General features: G+C 41.9%; 12 protein-coding genes, 1 tRNA gene, 1 other RNA gene and 1 pseudogene. 3 read left to right on the top strand and 12 right to left on the bottom strand.

What is annotated here, in order from left to right; translation table 11 throughout:
* Nucleotides 1-237 precede the first annotated feature (237 nt).
* The 4 genes from A0O21_RS09155 to A0O21_RS09170 all read right to left on the bottom strand — a co-directional run bounded on the left by A0O21_RS09155 (nt 238) and on the right by A0O21_RS09170 (nt 3,763).
* Nucleotides 238-1,254, bottom strand: a complete 1,017-nt coding sequence (locus A0O21_RS09155; protein ID WP_067064495.1) for a LacI family DNA-binding transcriptional regulator — start codon at nt 1,252-1,254, stop codon at nt 238-240.
* Between the two features lie 182 nt (nt 1,255-1,436).
* A complete protein-coding gene (locus A0O21_RS09160) occupies nt 1,437-2,180 on the bottom strand; it encodes a 16S rRNA (uracil(1498)-N(3))-methyltransferase (RefSeq protein ID WP_067064497.1) in 744 nt (247 codons plus the stop codon).
* Nucleotides 2,181-3,134 (bottom strand): 50S ribosomal protein L11 methyltransferase, encoded by a 954-nt coding sequence (gene prmA, locus A0O21_RS09165; RefSeq protein WP_067065273.1) that lies wholly within the window; start codon nt 3,132-3,134, stop codon nt 2,181-2,183.
* A gap of 158 nt (nt 3,135-3,292) precedes the next feature.
* A complete protein-coding gene (locus tag A0O21_RS09170) occupies nt 3,293-3,763 on the bottom strand; it encodes a DUF3013 family protein (RefSeq protein ID WP_067064499.1) in 471 nt (156 codons plus the stop codon).
* Nucleotides 3,764-4,047: 284 nt separating this feature from the next.
* Between A0O21_RS09170 and A0O21_RS09175 the strand changes: the two genes are divergently transcribed.
* The 3 genes from A0O21_RS09175 (at nt 4,048) to A0O21_RS09185 (ending at nt 5,654) form a co-directional block, all read left to right on the top strand.
* Nucleotides 4,048-5,316 (top strand): replication-associated recombination protein A, encoded by a 1,269-nt coding sequence (locus tag A0O21_RS09175; protein WP_067064501.1) that lies wholly within the window; start codon nt 4,048-4,050, stop codon nt 5,314-5,316.
* A 66-nt stretch (nt 5,317-5,382) separates the two neighbouring features.
* Nucleotides 5,383-5,578, top strand: a non-coding RNA gene (gene ssrS / locus A0O21_RS09180) — 6S RNA.
* 3 nt (nt 5,579-5,581) lie between these two features.
* Nucleotides 5,582-5,654, top strand: a tRNA-Lys gene (locus A0O21_RS09185).
* A gap of 77 nt (nt 5,655-5,731) precedes the next feature.
* Here A0O21_RS09185 and A0O21_RS09190 read toward each other — a convergent pair.
* The 8 genes and pseudogenes from A0O21_RS09190 to A0O21_RS09220 all read right to left on the bottom strand — a co-directional run bounded on the left by A0O21_RS09190 (nt 5,732) and on the right by A0O21_RS09220 (nt 18,347).
* Nucleotides 5,732-6,978 (bottom strand): annotated as a pseudogene (locus tag A0O21_RS09190) (ISL3 family transposase).
* Between the two features lie 649 nt (nt 6,979-7,627).
* Nucleotides 7,628-9,322, bottom strand: coding sequence for an LPXTG cell wall anchor domain-containing protein (locus tag A0O21_RS09195; RefSeq protein ID WP_067064503.1), 1,695 nt, complete (start codon nt 9,320-9,322; stop codon nt 7,628-7,630).
* Nucleotides 9,323-9,692: 370 nt separating this feature from the next.
* Complete coding sequence (locus A0O21_RS09200) at nt 9,693-10,931, bottom strand: Ig-like domain-containing protein (RefSeq protein WP_067064505.1); 1,239 nt, start codon at nt 10,929-10,931, stop codon at nt 9,693-9,695.
* Nucleotides 10,932-11,564: 633 nt separating this feature from the next.
* The gene (locus tag A0O21_RS11180) at nt 11,565-11,669 is read right to left on the bottom strand and encodes an LPXTG cell wall anchor domain-containing protein (RefSeq protein WP_082854446.1); all 105 of its coding nucleotides are present in this window, start codon (nt 11,667-11,669) and stop codon (nt 11,565-11,567) included.
* Between the two features lie 708 nt (nt 11,670-12,377).
* A complete protein-coding gene (locus A0O21_RS09205) occupies nt 12,378-14,216 on the bottom strand; it encodes an Ig-like domain-containing protein (protein WP_227806870.1) in 1,839 nt (612 codons plus the stop codon).
* Between the two features lie 349 nt (nt 14,217-14,565).
* Nucleotides 14,566-15,516 (bottom strand): carbamate kinase, encoded by a 951-nt coding sequence (gene arcC, locus A0O21_RS09210; protein ID WP_067065274.1) that lies wholly within the window; start codon nt 15,514-15,516, stop codon nt 14,566-14,568.
* Nucleotides 15,517-15,666: 150 nt separating this feature from the next.
* Entirely contained in the window at nt 15,667-16,764 is a 1,098-nt protein-coding gene (gene aguA / locus A0O21_RS09215) for an agmatine deiminase (protein ID WP_067064509.1), read from the bottom strand.
* Between the two features lie 224 nt (nt 16,765-16,988).
* A complete protein-coding gene (locus A0O21_RS09220; protein WP_067064511.1) occupies nt 16,989-18,347 on the bottom strand; it encodes an APC family permease in 1,359 nt (452 codons plus the stop codon).
* Nucleotides 18,348-18,392: the final 45 nt, after the last annotated feature.

The raw sequence follows: 18,392 nt of genomic DNA on the forward strand, positions 1-18,392 counted from the left end.
AAATTATTTTTACAGAAGGGCCGACCTTACTCGGACACCCTGGCAAAGCTAGCAAATGCAGGCCCGGCCAGTTCCTTCCTCAGGATTGAGCAGCTTGTGCTTTCAGCGGACTTTACCTTGTGCTTTTCTTAGTTCTTCTTTTCGGCCATTATCAAAAACGAAGCTGAGACAATTTTGTGTCTCAGCTTCGTTTGTTGGAATGGGATTTAAGTGATTAAGAGCTTTGCATGTGGATGCTTATTCTGCTCTTATCGGTGTGGATTCTCTTTCAACAATTTGATGGGGAATGATGACCGGTTCTGTTTCTTTTTTCAGCGGTTTTAGCAGTAGGTTGGCTGCTTTTTCACCTAATTCATAGGGAAAAATATTCACAGAAGTCAGTGCAGGACTGGCTATTTCTGCCACCCATGAATTGTTGAAACCTATAATGGCATAGCCTGCTGCAGATCGGTCAGTTTCTTTAAAGAGACGCTGCAGGCGAATGGCCATAATATCATCACATGCTACAAAAGCCTGAACATTAGGATAAGCAGCTAAAAATTTCTGCAGGCGACGGATGTTGCCTTGTGCATCAACGCGTGAAAGCGTCAGATTTTCTTCTTTTAGACCAAGCGCCGAAAGACTTTGACAATATCCCTGATAGCGCTGTGCCTGAACCAGCTCAGCCATGTCTGTAGAGGCAAAAACAATTTCACGATAGCCCTTAGCTATTAAAAAATCTCCAGCATCTTGACCCGCCTGAATATTATTATTATCGACATAGCGAATATTGCTGCCTGATTTTTCATAAGCCTCACCCACCACAACACAGGTCACATTCTGTTGCTTTTTGACATACTGAAAAACAGGGTCGCCTTTTTTGGAATATAGAAAGATAATTTTGCGGATATTTCCGCTGCGTATTAAAGTCTCAATATTTTTTTTCAGCTCCTCATTGGATCGTCCGCTGGCCAAACTGACCATATAATTGTTTTCACTGCAAATACTGGAGATCCCCTGGATAATCTGCATAAAAAAAGGGTTATTGCCAAGAGAATCCTGACTCTCACGAACTGGTAAAACAATTCCAACAGTATTTGTCTGTCTGTTGACTAAATTGCGAGCAGAATAATTAGGAGAATAATCCAATTCAGCCATAGCTTGGCGGACCCGCTCTTTAGTCGCCTCGCTAATCATGCTGCTGTCGTGCAGAGCCCGCGAAGCTGTTGATGCGGAAACCCCTGCTAATTTTGCGACATCTTTGATGGTTGCCATTATTTTGTCCTTCCCAGCTCTTCTATTTGTCTTTAGCATACCATTTTGCCAGTTTCTGTCAACTGTTTTTCAGATTAACTGAACACACCCTAAACAGAGATTTCGGACGTACCGCCATTTTTGCTTTGCTCTTTTAACGGGCTTTGTATCTTAATAGAGGTGCTCTTTTCTGATAAACAGTTTTATGGCATCAATTCAAAAACATATGCTACACTGCTCAAAGCAAATAGGGGTGCCGTTTCAGCCCTCATGATTCGCGGACCGAGACCAACCTTCAAACCGCCATATGATTCTAAGACAGCTAGTTCTGAAGGACTGATTCCTCCTTCCGGACCAAAGATAAAGAGAATTTTACACCCTTTAGAAAGCAGAGCCAATTCACGCGCCAGGGTCGAATTTTCTCCTGCTTTAGCAGCTTCCTCATAGGCTATAAAAATCCGATCAAAACCACTTAAAGAGCTAAGAAAATCCGTTGTTTTCTCAAAAAGTTTAACGGTGGGAATCCGATTGCGCTTGCTCTGCTCAGCAGCACCCTGAGCAATTTTGTTTAACTTATCCGTTTTTTTGGCAAGTTTTGTACCCGCCCATTTAACAACTGAATAATCTGCCGGAAATCCCCAAATAGTATGGACCCCCAGCTCACTGGTCTTCTGAACTAAAAATTCTAGCTTATCACCTTTGAGGAATCCTGAAGCAATTGTTACATCAACCGGCAGTTCAGCATTATCAGGCAGTTCTTCAAGAATTTCAAATGTGTGTGTTAAGCGATCCGAGACTCTTGCCAGACGCTTAACTCTGTCATCAAATACTAAGACTGCTTTGTCATTATCCTGCAGACGCATAACAGAAAACATGTGCTTAATACTGGCTTCATCTTTAATCGTCACAAAGTGTTCAGCCTTACCGCTCACAAAATACTGCTGCATTTACCCTCCTATGACCCCTTCCGGAGTATTTGTTTTCCTAAAGATTAGTGTATGCCATTCTCCTTGAATCATATGGGTTTCAAGGAAAAAACCGGCATCTTCAGATGCTTCCAGCACAAGATTGAGCTTTTCTGAGATAATACCGGACATAATAAGGTAGCCTTCATTCTTAACCAAACGGTATGCATCCTCAACCACATGTAACAAAATATCAGCCAAAATATTGGCTACAATAACATCAGCAGCAGTCTCAACGCCTTTCAGCAGGTCTCCTGAGGCAACCTGAATAGCTGTTGTCCCCTTATTTAAGGCGATATTTTCTCGGGCTACGCGCACTGCCGTATCATCTAAATCGTAGGCAAAGACAGCCTGAGCACCAAGAAGAGAGCTGGCAATCGACAGCACGCCTGAGCCGGTACCAACGTCTATAACTGTCTCCCCTCCACGCAGCACCTGCTCCAAGGCAAAGAGACTCATTTTGGTTGTCGGGTGTGTACCTGTCCCAAAAGCCATGCCAGGATCCAGTTTAATGACTTTTTCCCTTTCTTCAGCTTCATAGTCCGTCCAGCTTGGTACGATTGTCAAATCATGGGTGATACGAACCGGCTGATAATATTTCTTCCAGTTTTCTGCCCAGTCTTCTTCAGCTAAAAGTCGAGTCGTCAGGACAAACTGGCCCGTCTGCAGGCCAAAGTCTGCCAACTTAGCCAAACGCTCATTAACAGTCTGCCTGATATGATTCATATCCGCTGTTTCAGGGTAATAGGCAGTAATGATTACCTTGTCAAGCTGCTCGACTTCCGGGAACAGTTCCCCATACCTGCCAACTTTTCCCAGATAGTCAGCACTGTCTTTAATTGCAACCCCCTGACTGCCTGATTCTACTAAAATATCGGCTGCTGCTTCTTCTGCCTCACGATTAATTTCTAAGTTTAATTCTTGCCAAGTATTCATAATACTATTGAGCCGCAAATTGACAGCAGATTCCGTAGCCGAGACTGGCCCGTCAGCCATCAGCTCGTTCTCTCGCCATCAAAATCAGCCTTTCTCCTTTCTATTTTGAGTAAATATGAGGCCGGTACTTTTCCAGTAAAAGGAACCGCTCTTTCTTATTAGTATCTGGGGTAAGGGTAAAACTCCTTTTCTTCCAATGCTGCTCTGCCTTCAGCAAAAGCCTGCCTGTCCCAAACAATGAAAAATTCTTGGGTTTCCGGATTTTCCAGAAAATCAATAAGAGCATCTAAACCTTTGTCCGCTGTATCATTTAAAAACTGGGCAAAGAAAACTAAGAATTCCCGCGACAGTCCTTTTTTGGGCTCATAGGGGATGGCGGCTAAATAATCTTCTTTGTTAAATACTGTTTTTTGAGGATTATAAAACAAAACACAGTCCTCAAAAAGGATATCATCACCGCTACTGTTCCCTTTAGCATCAACTGTTTTTATTCCTGCCTTATTTTGCGCCTGCAAAATAAAACTGACTTCTACCGCATGGCGGCGCTTATCCCAGTTTATGGCAAAATCATAATCACAGTTAACCGTCATTTCTTCTTCAAGAACAGATAAAAAACCATAGTCAGCCATTTAAAAATCAATTCCTTACCTCATTTATGTTACAATTATTTTAACATACTTAGCAAAGAAAAACATGGAAATCAAGCCGATAGAGCTTTTACCTTAACTCAAAAAACTGTTGATACTGACAAGATTTCACAAAAAGTTTTATTGAGCTTTCTGTATTCAGGTCCAGACGACTTCAAGTTATAGCAGCTAATGGTTTGACATTTTATCCAAAAGAATGTTAGCTTATTTTGATAACCATTTCAATACTTTGCTTCGTTAAAGTGAAAACAAATCGGAGGAAACCAATGCCTGATAATCTCGCCTTACGTATGCGTCCAAAAACTATTGACCAAGTCATCGGCCAAACGCATCTGGTCGGTTCAGGAAAAATTATCCGGCGAATGACAGAGGCCAACAGGCTGTCGTCAATGATCCTTTATGGACCGCCAGGGATAGGAAAAACATCTATCGCCTCAGCAATAGCCGGCACAAGCAAATACGCTTTCCGTACCTTTAACGCAACAACAGATACTAAAAAGCGTCTGCAGGAGATCGCAGAGGAAGCAAAATTTTCCGGCGGTCTGGTCCTTCTCCTAGATGAAATCCACCGTTTGGATAAGACTAAGCAGGATTTTTTGCTGCCTCTTCTGGAAAATGGCCATATTATCATGATTGGAGCAACTACTGAAAATCCTTTCTTTTCCGTTACTCCGGCAGTTCGTTCCCGTGTTCAGATTTTTGAATTGGAACCACTGACGAATGCCGAAATCAAACAGGCCATTCAAAACCTGTTGACAGATAAAGAACGCGGTTTTGATTTTGATATCCGCTTAGATGATGACGCACTCGATTTCATCGCAGCAGCTACCAACGGAGATTTACGTTCAGCTTTTAATTCTTTAGAATTGGCAGTTCTGTCAACACAGCCCGAGGAAAACGGTACCCGCCACATCACTCTTAATATTTTGGAAAACAGCCTCCAGCGCAGCTATCTGACTATGGATAAGAACGGAGATGGGCACTATGATATTTTATCCGCTTTGCAAAAGTCTATTCGCGGCTCTGATGTCAATGCAAGTCTCCACTACGCTGCACGTCTTATTGAAGCAGGCGACCTCCCAAGTCTGGTCCGCAGGCTGACGGTCATCGCCTACGAGGATATCGGCTTGGCTAATCCCGATGCGCAAATCCATACAGTCACAGCCCTTGAAGCGGCTCAGCGTATCGGTTTCCCAGAAGCCCGCATCCTCATTGCTAATGTCGTTATTGATTTGGCTCTTTCACCAAAATCCAATTCGGCCTACACCGCTATAGAAGCAGCTCTGACTGATTTACGAACATCAGGAACTCTTCCGGTTCCTCGCCACCTGCGGGACGGACATTATGCCGGCAGCAAAGAACTGGGGAATGCCAAGGATTATCTTTATCCCCATAATTACCCTGAAAAATGGGTCAAGCAGCAGTATCTGCCCGATAAACTTCAAGGCAAAAATTATTTCGTTCCCAATGATACTGGTAAATATGAGCGGGCTTTAGCCAGCAACAAAGACCGCATTGACCGACTGTCAAAATAAGTTATCGGAAAATAAAACATTTAGACTTGAAAAATTTTAAAAAAATGGTATGATAAAACCATAGAGTAAATGCTGTGGTATACGAGTCCACATCAATGTGTTGACCGACTAAATCTTTGTATTTTTGGGAAACAAAAGTCTTTCTGACAGTATGCAAGCCGTTTCACGCGGAAGCAGCTAAGTGAGAAGCGCGTTGCCCACCTGCTTTAATTATGCGGGTTCAATACAAAACGTGGACCACCGGTACCAATACAGCTTTTTTGTTGCCTCCTTAGCTCAGTTGGTAGAGCAGTGGACTCTTAATCCATGGGTCACAGGTTCGAGCCCTGTAGGGGGTATGGTATATTATCGCCAAAAAGCCCGTCATTTCGGGCTTTTCTTTGGCTCTTTGTCAACTGTAGTGGGTGACTTATATTTAAGCACGAGAGAGAATCAGGTTGGTTCTCTCTTTTTGAATGTTCAAAGCGATGAGTATTTTGTTTTTAAAGTTCTTGAAATTCCTAAAACCAAAGGCATTTCGCTTAATGTCCTTGATAAGCTTATTGCTAGCCTCTAGTTTGGCATTGGAATAGGGAAGTTCAAGCGCGTTGATAATATAAGGTTTGTATTTCAAGAAGGTCTTGAAAACAGATCTGAAAGCAGGATTGACTCGCTTGATGTGCTCTTCAATGAGTCCAAAGAAGGCGTTCACTCTCCTTTCCTGAAAATGGAACAGCAAGAGCTGATAGAGGTCATAATCATAACGCAGCTCGTCAGAGAATGACAGGACTTTCTCCACAACTTCTCTGGGTGTCAGGGTTTGCCTAAAGGTAGGGGAGTAAAAGGCTTTGTCAGAGAGTTTTCGGCTGTCTTTCTGGAACAGTCTCCAGTGATTTTTGAGTGCACGGTAAGGCAAAGAGGCTTTGTCAAAAGTCTTCATACAGGCTATTCTAGAGGTCATCATAGCGCGTCCTAAGTTCTGGATAATATGAAATCGGTCAAGGACAATCTTGGCATTTTGGGAAAGCTGTTTGATGATAGGGATATAGCTGCCTGACAGGTCCACAGTCACCACTTTAACAGTTTCCCGCACTTTTCTTGGATACTTGTAAAAGTGGTTTTTGATGGTAGTTTGCCGGTTGTTTTCAAGAATGGCCATAATCTTTCTGGTTTGAAAGTCTTGTGCTATAAAGGCGAGTTTCCCCTTATTTCGAGAAAATTCATCCCAACTCAAGACCTCTGGGAGCCTTGAATAATCCTCCCTGAAGGTGAACTGTGTTAGCTTTCTTTGAACAGTAGAGACAGAGATGTGTAGGGTTTTTGCGATGTCTGTGTTGGATCTGTTTTGGGTTAAGAGCTGGGTCAGTTTATGCCAGACAGGCTGCGAGATTTGGTGATTCTTCTTAACCAGACTCGTTTGAGCGACCCTGACTTTACGGCAGGATTTGCATTGGAAGCGTCTCTTTTTGAGTTTGAGGAGGGATGGCATTCTAGGAGTGGAATGGTTGATGGCTTTTGGAAATCATATTTGATCATGGCTTCGTTACAAAGAGGACATGGTTTTGGTGGATAATCCAGCTTAGCTTTAATGACAATATGCCTATCGTCTTTGCCAGCACTCTCTATGATGATGTTTGGGTCTTTCATTCCGATTAATTCTGTGGTATGCTTAAGATGTTCCATATGAGTCTTTCTAATGAGATGTTTGGTCGCTTTTCATTATAAGTCATATGGGACTTTTTTTGTATAGCAAAAAAAACGCCATAATTTCCGCAGTGGAGTTATCCACTACAGATATTATAGAGCCTTTTCTTTGTGCTTTTTTCCTTTGGCCCATGTTATTTTTCTCCCGCTCAAACCATTCATCACGTGTTTCATCTAACAAATGCACATATGTCTCACGCAATATAGGGGTATGATAAGATAAGCCTAAAGCCTTATGTTTAAGGCTTTTTTGCTGTCTCCTGATCTGATTTTTTCTAAAAATCAGCTTTATTTGCCGTACAAAAAAGACCAAGATTTTTAATCTTGGTCTTTAGGAGATTTATGAAAAAGAAAAGTTTTAGGGGGATATCTGCCGCTAGGGCAGGCAGCAGATATCGGTGCAAAGCTTATCTAAGAAAACGATAGCTAACTGATAAGCTTTACTGGGGATATTTATAGTATATAAATCAGACCTTAAACCTAGCTTAAACCATAAAATAATTGTTTAAACAATCTGCATCAGCTGAAATGGTTATCAGCCTGCTTTGAGTCGGCAAATCTTTTTGATAACTCTAGGAAAAAAGCTGGACAAAACATCCAGCTTATCCTAACAAATTAATACCAGCTATCAGCCCTGTTTTTTTGTAATGAAGAAGTATCCGCCTGCTACAGCAATAATAATGAGACCGACTATTGTCAAGAGAAGTCCTGCCCGCTCGCCGGTGCTTGGTAAACCTTTGCCAGAACCGGACTGTCCTTTTTTATTAGGACCGCCTGACGAAACCGTTGTTTTGCCGGCTCCTGTAGTTGTTGGGTTTTCTTTAATTGTTGTCTCTACATTATCTGTTGTAGTACTGCCATCTTCTGTGGTTGAAGTACCTTCTGCAGTAGTTGGATCTCCAGTAGTGGTAGATGCTGCTGTGGTAGTAGCTGCTTCCGTAGTAGTAATCGCTTCTTCAGTAGTGACTGGAACTTCTGTTGTTGTACCAACAGTTGTGGTCGTTGTTGGGCTTTCTGTTGTTGTTGCAGCAGTTGTAGTAGTTGAAGCTTCTGTCGTGGTGCTAGTCGTTGTAGTAGTGGTACTAGTCGTTGTTGTCGTCTCAGCCTGGTCAACCACAGTGACCGCAGCTCCTGTTGTATCGAAATCAGATGCAGAAACTGTAACGTTTTCTGCTAGCCTATAACCTGCGGGAGCTGATGTTTCAACAATAGTATAGTCATCTTTTAACAAACCTGACAGTGACCCTGTACCGGTGGAGTCTGTGGTAATGGTTCCTACCACTTCCCCTGTTGCCGTACGGATGACTTCGAAAGTAGCTCCGGCCAAACTGTCCCCATCTTCATTTTGCTTAGTGATGGTCAGGTTATAGTTATAGCCGTTAGCAGATCCGCTGGCTGATTGATAAGTGACAGTATTATTAGCAGTGGTAGACTCATTTTCCTCAGAAGTGACAGTGGCACTGTTTAGGAATTTTTCGCCGTTAACAGCATCATAGCCAATTTTTACCTTATAAGAAATTGAGAAGCCTTGCGTAATGTTACCCAAATTAACTGTATAAGAATTCCCTGAAATATTGACCGCATAGCTGTCAGTCACATTAACCCCATTGCCTAAACTCCACTGATTATTAGCATTCTTGTACCAAGAACCTGTATGGATGGAAAAACTGCCATCAACATAGGACAAACCGGCAGACTGCAGTTCATCAGTGAGAACTACATTGGAAACACTTGAATTAGAGGTATTGATATTTAAAACATAAGTGATTTCATGAGTGTCATAATTGATAACACCATATTTATAGAAATCAAAATCACCGTCACCTTGGCCAACACCATAACTAAGACTGCCGCTGCCGATAGTCACGAGATTCCCACCCACTGTAATCGCCGTAGATATAGTCGTATTTTCTGTGACTACATTCGTATCTACTCCGACCTGAAATGTTAAAGTTCCTGTGACATCACTATGTGAATTGACATAGTCGGTATAAGTCAGTATCAGAGTTTTTGCGGCCGCATCAATGACTGCTGTTGCTGCAACACTGCCATCAGAAGCATAAACATTGAAAGATTGATTACGTGTGAATTTCAGCTCATCCGGTAAGCTAATAGTGGTTGTATCTCCGGACTTCGCAGAATCCGGAACCGAGAAATCAAGCGACATTTCGGTGGTTTCACTGCCGGTAACACTGGTTGTTGAAAGACTTGAATTCATGATGGTAATAGGCACTGTATCAGCTGATACAATAGCCTGCCCCAGCGCATAAAAAGCACTGATTACCAAAGCCAGGCTTGCGAGAATTTTACTTAACTTTTTCATTGCCAAACTCCTTTTTGCATAACTCTGGGCCATTAAGAACACAAAAGAAAAATGATAGTAAGCTAGGGAATGGGCAGAGAACCCAGACCTTAGAATTCGCTGTCGCTCCTCCGAACAGTGTTTAGGTCCAGTCCAATTTACTTTATATTAATGCAATAAATCGCTAATGCTATTATACCCCCCCCCCCCCCCCCCGAAAAATCAAGGGATTCCAGCATTTTTTTTAGAAAATATATTTTAATCTTATTTTAAGCGATGAATTGAATTTTGCAGACACTTCCTGAATAAAAGACATGAAAAAGTCCTTAGAACAGGTTTTTCTAAGAACATTAACAAAAATCAATTTACTACAACAGTCCTGCTTACTGCTTTAGTTTCCATCATCAGCTGCTTTGGGAACAGCTCGAACAGTATTTTTTTCTGACTTGTTTTGTGCAGCATTAGTGCTGTAGACTGTTATTTCATCATTCTCATTGATGACAACTGTTTCTGGAACCTCTGCCCTATAATGTCCAGCATTATCAGAGACTGTCTCAACGGCGCTGCCATCAGCGAAAGCTACAGTCACTTTGATATTCGGCTGAGCCTGGCCGGAAACAGTCCTGTCTCCAGCTGTCACCGGTGAAAGGGTAGGCTTTTGATAGTCTGTATATTTAGGCCGCGCTACAAAACTCAGTTTCGACTGCAAATAACTGTCTAACTCCTCTACAACCACACCCGGGTAGTTTTCAGCATTTTCCTTATCATGAGAATGTATGATTCTTCCATCTCCAAGGTAAATAGCGGTATGAAAAATATTGCCATAATATTTACCCGTTGTATCATTACCCTCCGGATCCTGTTTAGAAAAGAAAAGGATATCACCTTTTTGATACTGCGGATTATCAGGGTCATTCAGCCAAACATCTGTCTGACTGCTTTCAGTGGTCAGCCATTTAGCTAAGCGCCAAGCCTGCCAGCTAAAACTGTCAGTCGGAGCTCCAAAGTCAACATAATCGCCGACAAGAGTATTTTCATCTTCTACATACGTTGTATGGCTAAAATCAAAGCCGGCTAGAACCTGACCCACAAAAGAGGAACAGGTTATAGGGTAAGGTGAAGTATATTCTTGGTGGACAATAACATTTTTTAATGGCGGCCACCTCTCAGGGTCCCACTTCAGCTGACTTCCTGCATCAGCAAAAGTTTGAGCACGCCTCAAAGCATCTTCTGCTGCTTCTGAATCATAGTCACCAGTCGGTTCTGTTCTTAAATTTATAGGTACAGCCCACTTCCCATCTATGGTAGGAACAGCAATATTTTCTGAAACACCCGTTGGCCGCTCTTCTTTTATTATATAAGTCATACCAGCGCCATCATCAATCGCCATGTGACCAAGAGTTTGTACTATCCCAGATAAATTTTCAGTATGCATTAGCCAGTAATAAGTATCAACTTGGGTAACAGTGTCTGCTGCCTCTGATTCAGTCCTATCCTCAAACTCCACTGCTTCTTCTGCATGGACTGTTTCTGCCTTCAGGATTCCCTGATTGGAAAAGCCCATTATCAAAATAAATGCTAGACCTGCTGCAATTGCCAAATAACTGCATTTGTGTCCAAAACCTTTCATACTATCATCTCCTTTCCCAAAATACAAAGACCGTTAAAAAGCGACTGAAAGTCAGGAGCTCAACCGATATACTGAAAACACGAGGGAGGGAGCCTTTCCCAACCCTTTAGGCCAATATTCAGCTTCAGCAAAAAGCAGTAAACCAGAAATCTGTGAGTTCGTCTGCGCACCCCTGCCAGAACGACTAGAAAGGTGCGGTCGACTGTTAAGGCGACAAAGCTTTCAGACGTTTACGGCTGGCGGTAAGCTAAGAAAAGTGAATTAGGCCTCATCTCATTAGGAAGCAAACACCGGCTCCTCTTACAGGCTCCAACTTCTTCGTAGTATTTGCCTTTATTTTATTGTAAAAACCTTTATATTACAATAAAGAACTGGTTATTTCTTAGTGACAATGGAGTAATAAATATCCATGTCTTCTTACAAAATGATTTCATTATCATCTTTTTATAATTTGTTCACCAGTCTCTGACCTCTGCAATTTTTTCTCCTCTTCTTGATTAGGACTGACCTCTATCTATTATCCTGTATTCACAAATTGAGCAAACTTTTAAGTAGAGAGTCTTATAATGTTTTTCAAAATTTTGATCAGCAAAAAGCCTAGGACTTTCATCCTAGACTTATCTTTAATCAGTATTAGTTGCGTCTTTTTAAGACAAATAGGTAACCGCTGGCTACTGCAAGAACCGCAAAAGCAATAACTGTTAAGAACATGCCAGCTTGTTCACCTGTACTTGGCAAGCCTTTGCTGATTCACTCTCAAATACTAAAGCGGCTGCTAGTAGAGATGCTTATGGCGATAAAATAGGCCCACAATCTTTTTAATTTTTCAGTCGTTTTATTTCATCTTTTATTGTTGGCAGTTAATAAAAAGCGGGAGAAGCACTTTTTGGCTCACTTCACTAAAAAAAGGCTAGACTGAAGACAAGGGTAGTAGAAACTCTCTAATATGTTTTCTTAAGTTTGGCGGTATAACATGAAAGAGGGGGCTTTAAAGAGCCGAATCTTTTCACAAAGAAAATTCTAAAAAGAATGCCTTCAATCTAACCTTCCTAGATTAGTCTATCATTAATATTATAAAATTTCAATAATTTAATCTATTATTAACAAAATAATCTTTTTAACACTGTCTTGCTTCAATATCCAGCGTTCTCTTTAGTATAATAGATAGCTGATGATACAATGTCTTGACGAGCTTAGACATTTTAGAATTCTTTTAAACTCAATATTATCCAAATTTGATTCAATGCTTTAGATAACAGCCGCTTCTATTAGATTTGACAACATTAGTGCTGCTGCTCTATTAGTATAATCTAATTTAGCGCTAGTGATTCGTCAGTCCTGCCTTATATTATGTTTTATACAGGCCTTGAGCTCGCCAAAAAAGAATCCGAGTTTTTAACTCAGATTCTTTTTCAGTGAATACTTTAACTGCTGTTCTTTTTTATTTTAAGATTCCTTTTTGCGATTGACCAAGAACAATCCTGCTACGGAAAGTACAGTAACACCTGCTAAAATGATAACTGTATTTTCCTGCTCACCTGTGCTAGGCAGTTTTTTCTTACGCTTATCGCCTTTATCTGCACTTGTACTTGTAACCGGAGCAGGTGTTGTGCTAGTGCTCGATTCTTGGCTGCCAGCAGACGGAGTTGTCTCCCCTGGAGTTGTGGTCGTGGTCGTGGTTGTGGTCGGCGTAGTCACACTGCTTGTTGTTGGTTCTTCTGTTGAAGAAGTTGTAGGCGTAGGACTTTCTGTTGTCGTCGCACTCTCTGTTGTAGACTGAACAGTCGTGGTTGACGCCGCAGTTGTTGTTGAGCTTTCTGTCGTGGTTGATGCCGCAGTCGTCGTCGCTGCAGTTGTCGTGGTTGACGCTACAGTCGTTGTTGGAGTTTCCGTCGTCGTCGCTGCAGTTGTCGTGGTTGACGCTACAGTCGTTGTTGGGCTTTCTGTCGTCGTCGCTGCAGTTGTCGTGGTTGCTTCTGTAGTAGTAGTTGCTTCTGTAGTAGTCGTTGTTACGATAGGTTCATTAACAACATCCCTTGATACAGATTTATCACTGCCAAAATCATTTTCTGAGATCTTAATCGGCTCAGTTAAAGGCTGATAACCTGCAGGAGCCTGTACTTCTGTGATTGTATAATCCCCTTTTAGCAAACCGTTAATTGTGACATTCCCTTCTGAATCAGCGACATAATCACCAATAACTTCACCGTTAGCGTCACGGGTTATCCTGAAAATAGCTCCTGATAGAGCGGCTCCATCGGCTGATACTTTACGCAGATTAATGGCATAAACATAACCCTCTGCACTGCCGCCGGCCTCTTTGTAGGTTTCCCGATAATTGACACGGGCTAATTCTGCCCCGTTTGCTACCAGTGTCGCTCTGTTGAAAAAGTTTTCACCGTCTGCTGGCTTATAAGACGGTACAACATCATAAGTAAGATAATAACCGTCTTCTGGATTAATATTCCCAAAATCAATAGAGAATCCCATGCCATCTTCAGTGTAATTAACTGTATAATCACTAGTAACGTCAATGCCATTTTGAAAAACCCAGCTGCCATTCTGTGCTACCCAGGTTCCTTTTTGGATCTTAAGCGTCTCAGGTAAATAGCTGACTCCGACTGACTGTAAGCTGTCGGTCACAACAGCTGACAAAAGACCAATACCGGCACGGTTTATGGGCACTTGATAGTGAATCACATCGTCAGAGCTGATCCAGCCCGATTTTGTCATCGTTGTCTGCCTTGCTTCTCCGACACCATTAAACTCTACAGATCCCGCATCAAATACTTTCCCTTCTATGTCAAGCACAACCGGTACTGTTCCTGCCTGCGTCACGACATTATGGTTGACATAAGCATAGAAAAAGAATGATCCTGTTATATCTGAGTGAGTCTCCACATAATCTGTGTAAGTCAGTACAATCTGCCTACTGGAAGGGTCAATCACTGCATTAGCTACAAGATTGCCGTCAGTGTCACGAATTTCAAATGCTTTTGAATCACCAAAGGCCAGATTAGTCGGTAAATTCATAGTTGTTGTATCACCAGCTTTTACTTGGCCGTTGGGAAGGCTAAAATTAGCATTAATCCTAAATCTTTCATACCGATTTAAACCATGGTCTAAAACAGCACCGCGTTCATCAGTAATACTCAGAGACGTAATCACATTATCCTGAGCCGCAGCTGAGACCTGCTGGCCTTTAAGCCAAAAGCCAGCAACTAAAAGCGCTGACGTAAGTAGCAGAGACACCACTGCTGTTATTAGCTTGCTTTTTTTCATCATAAACCTCTTTAAAATAATGTTTATTACCGTTATACCGCTCTGCACAACTTCCGTACATAGCGTTAAAATTATATCTCAATTAAAGGTTTTTGTCAACATTCTCAGACTTTTTTTATTTCTTTTACCTATAAGCACTGTTTGTCTTCCTTACAAACAGACGCAACCTCAATTGTATCAAGGGATTAGCTATTAAAGCAGTTTAACTGTTTATTCTCGGTATTGATCTATTAAGGCCGTTTATTAGCCCTTTTAGAAACTTTCTTTACAGAAAAAACGGGGACTTATTAGATAAAAATGACATCTCGTAACAAAGACAGACTTAAATTTAAAGAATGACAGGCAAAGTCGGCTATCTCCCTTTAACGATGACTGTTCCTGAGCCTGTCAAAATATTAGTCAGATTGTCTAAGGAAGTGATAATGGCCTGAGCTTGCGGGTGTGATTCAACAAAGGCTATGGCAGCCTCTACTTTAGGCAGCATACTGCCTGGGGCAAATTGTCCTTCAGCTATATAAGCTTGGAGTTCATCACTTGTTACTGTCTCCAGTTTCTTTTGCTTGGGGGTATTAAAATTAACATAGACATGCGTTACACCGGTCAAGAGAATAAACATGTCAGCAGCAATTAAATCAGACAGCAAGCTGCTGGCAAAATCTTTATCCACTACGGCCTCAATACCGGATACATTCCCTGTTTTCTGATCTTCAACAACCGGTATACCTCCGCCCCCGGCTGTAATAATAATGGTACCGGCTTCAAGAAGCTGTTTAATAGTAGCTATTTCTTTAATGCTGAGCGGTTTGGGTGAGGGAACGACTTTACGCCAGCCTCTGCCGGCATCTTCCTTGAAAATATCTTTTGTTTTTTCTTGCTGCTCAGCTGCCTCCTCTTTGCTTAAAAAAGGACCAATTGGTTTTGATGGGGCAGTAAAAGCCGGATCATTAGGATCTACAACAATTTCGGTAACAAGTGAGGCAACCTTTTTGTCTATCTCCTGACGATTTAATTCATTAATAAGAGCTGTTTGCAGCCAGTAACTGATGCTGCCTTCAGTCATGGCGACTAAAGTATCTAAAGGCATGGCTGGATTTTCAGGGGAATCTGCAGCTTTCTGCTGCAGCAAAAGATTACCGACTTGTGGTCCGTTGCCATGAGTGATAATAAGGTCATCCCCATTTTTAATAAAGTCCACTAAGTGCTTTGCTGTATTGGCCAAAGCCTGCTGCTGTGCCTCAGCTGAGCTGTCAGCAGACAAAATCGCATTCCCCCCTAAAGCAATAACAATTCTTCGTTTTACCATCATTTTCTTCTCTCTTTTTATTTTTTAAGTAAGGGAAGCAGGCGGTATGCTAAATTTTTAGAGATTAGGTATCAAATAGCCTGCTGATTGTCATGAGAAACATTATTAAGAATCAGTGAGACGTTAAAAGCTTGCAAACTCTCTTTTTTCTCAAATTTTAGGCTGATGCTGAGTAATACAGTGAATATTACCGCCGCCGTAAGCAATTTCTTCCGTCCTGACACCGACTACACTGCGATCAGGAAACATAGCAGCAACCTGCTGCATAGCCAGTGCATCATTTTCGTCACCATATTGAGGTAAAATAATACCGCCATTAACAATCAAAAAATTCATATAGGAAGCAATGGACAGCTCACCTTCTTTGCGCGGCAGGGTTCCCTCAACATAGTCAATTGTATCTGCTCCCTTAAGATAGCACGGTTTTTGAGTAACACACAGTTTATGCACTTTGAGCTGACGGCCCTTAGCATCTACGGCCTTTATCAAAGTTTGATAGGCTGCCTGAGCTTCAGCATAAAAAGGGTGATTCTTATCTTCTGTATAGATACAAGCTACTTCTCCAGGTTTAATAAAACAAGCCACATCGTCAATATGTCCATTTGTTTCATCATGGTCTATGCCATCCTTGATCCAAATAATTTTTTCAAGATTTAGGTGCTCTTTCAGTTTATCTTCAATAGCAGCTTTGCTCATATGGGGATTGCGCCCTCCGCTCAGCAAGCACATTTCAGTCGTAATAAGTGTTCCTTCGCCATCTACAGTAATAGAGCCGCCCTCAAGAACAAAGTTATCTGTTCGATAGGAATCTACACCTTCAATCTCACAAATTTTCTGTGCCACTTGATCATCCTTGTCCCACGGAAAATAAAGTCCGTCAACTAAACCGCCCCAAGCATTAAAAACCCAGTCATTAGCCCTCAAATCCCCTTTATCATCAACCAGAAAGGTTGGACCGCAGTCCCGCACCCAAGCATCATCTGAAGCCATTTCGACCAAACGTATCTCCGCTGGCAGTTGTACTCGGGCATTTTGATACTGGGCGGCACTGACACACATTGTTACCGGTTCAAAGCGGCTGATTGCTTCAGCAACATTAACAAAGGCTTTCTGAGCTGGCTTTGCACCGTTTCGCCAGTTGTCCGGCCGTTCCGGCCAAATCATCCAGACTTGCTGCTGTTCTTCAAATTCTCCCGGCATCCGGAAGCCATCTTGCTTGGGAGTTGTATTTAATACACGTTTTGCCATAATCATTTTCCTCCAAATAAGATACAAAGCCCGCCAAAAGAGCAAAGCAAAAATAGGAGCCTGACCGCCGAGTCACTAAAGACTCAAGGGAGGGCTGTCTTTTTTGCACAGCTCTTAGGGCGTGTTCAGTTCAAATAAGATACAAAGTTCGTTATAATAAGGTGGGCCAGCAAGTGTTGCATGGCACCTCTTTTAAGTTTTTAGGCTGCTTCTTTATTTGTCCATTATTTTTTTATTTTTTTAATCAGGATCATGGCTTCTCCAGCGAGGATAAAAATAATCGAACCGATGGTAATCGGCAGCTGAGAAGCTAAGGTGCTAGAATCAAAGGATAGGGGCAGTGCTGTAAAAATAAGGGAAATGATAATTAACAGCATGGGTACAACAACCAAAAATTTTAACAGAAGCTGGCTGCCGCTAACTTTAAAAGGACGAGGATGATCGGGATCGATCCTTCTTAATTTATAAAAGGCCGGAAAGACTGGTACGTAAGAAAGTAAAAACATCACTAAATTCAGTGAGAAAAAGGACCAGAATAAATCCTGATCAGGCAGCAGCGGAGCTACAGCCACAACCAAACTGGCAACTAAGCCATTAGCAATTGCTGCACCAACAGGCATATTGTTTTTTGTACTTCTTTTAGCAAAGAATGCCGGCATATCTCCGTTTTGAGCTGCATAGGATGCTGTATTGTTAACTCCCAGAGACCAAGAAATCATATTGCCAAAAAGGGTCAAAAGGAATAAAAAGGCCATCAGGATAATAAACCAGCCTGTACTTGAACCAGTAAGCAGCTGAAAGCTGTCCATCATGCCGCTGCTTGTAGAAATTTCCTCTACAGGAATAGCAACACCAATACCAAAGGCAGAAAAGATATAGATAGCCGCAATCACCAAACCTGCTACAATAATCGACTGAGGAATTTGTTTTTGAGGATTTTCCATATCATCTGCAAAAGTGCAGATAACTTCAAAGCCAAGCAGATTAAAAATGATAACAGATATATAAGACAGACTGTTCAAATTAAAAGAAGGCATCAGAGAAGCAAGCGTCATTTCATTTGCCATTCCTTTAGTGAAAGCAACATAAAGTCCCAGTCCACCGACCAATAAAGCTAAAATCATCTTGATGAGAGCCGCTCCGTTTAAAATCCAGATACTGTCACTCACTGGGTAAAAGCTAATCCAGACAATAAGCCAAATAAACAGCAGCTCTAAAACCAGCGCTGATAATGCTGTAAACTGAAAACCAGTAATAGTAGTCAGTAAACCAGGTGTCATAACAGCCAATGAGGCCAGCCAGAGAGGATAATTAATCCAGTAATACCAAGAAACCCGCGCCCCCCATTTATGGCCGAAAGCCTTCCTTACCCAATCGTAGATACCGCCTTCTCCAATATAGCTTGTCCCTAACTCAGCAGCAATTAAGCCGTAAGGAAGGAGAAAAGCCAGCAGAAGGAAAGTCCACCAAAAGAACTGGGAATTTCCAATCGCAGCTACCGGAGCAGCTGCCTCAGCAACAAAAACAACACAAATAACAGACAGTACCGCGCTGAACAAACGAAATTTTTTCTTTCTTCCCATAAAATTGTCCTTTCCTGCAGCTTGAAAGAAAAAGGCAGGGGATTG

The organism is Streptococcus pantholopis (genome assembly GCF_001642085.1).
Classification (GTDB): domain Bacteria; phylum Bacillota; class Bacilli; order Lactobacillales; family Streptococcaceae; genus Streptococcus; species Streptococcus pantholopis.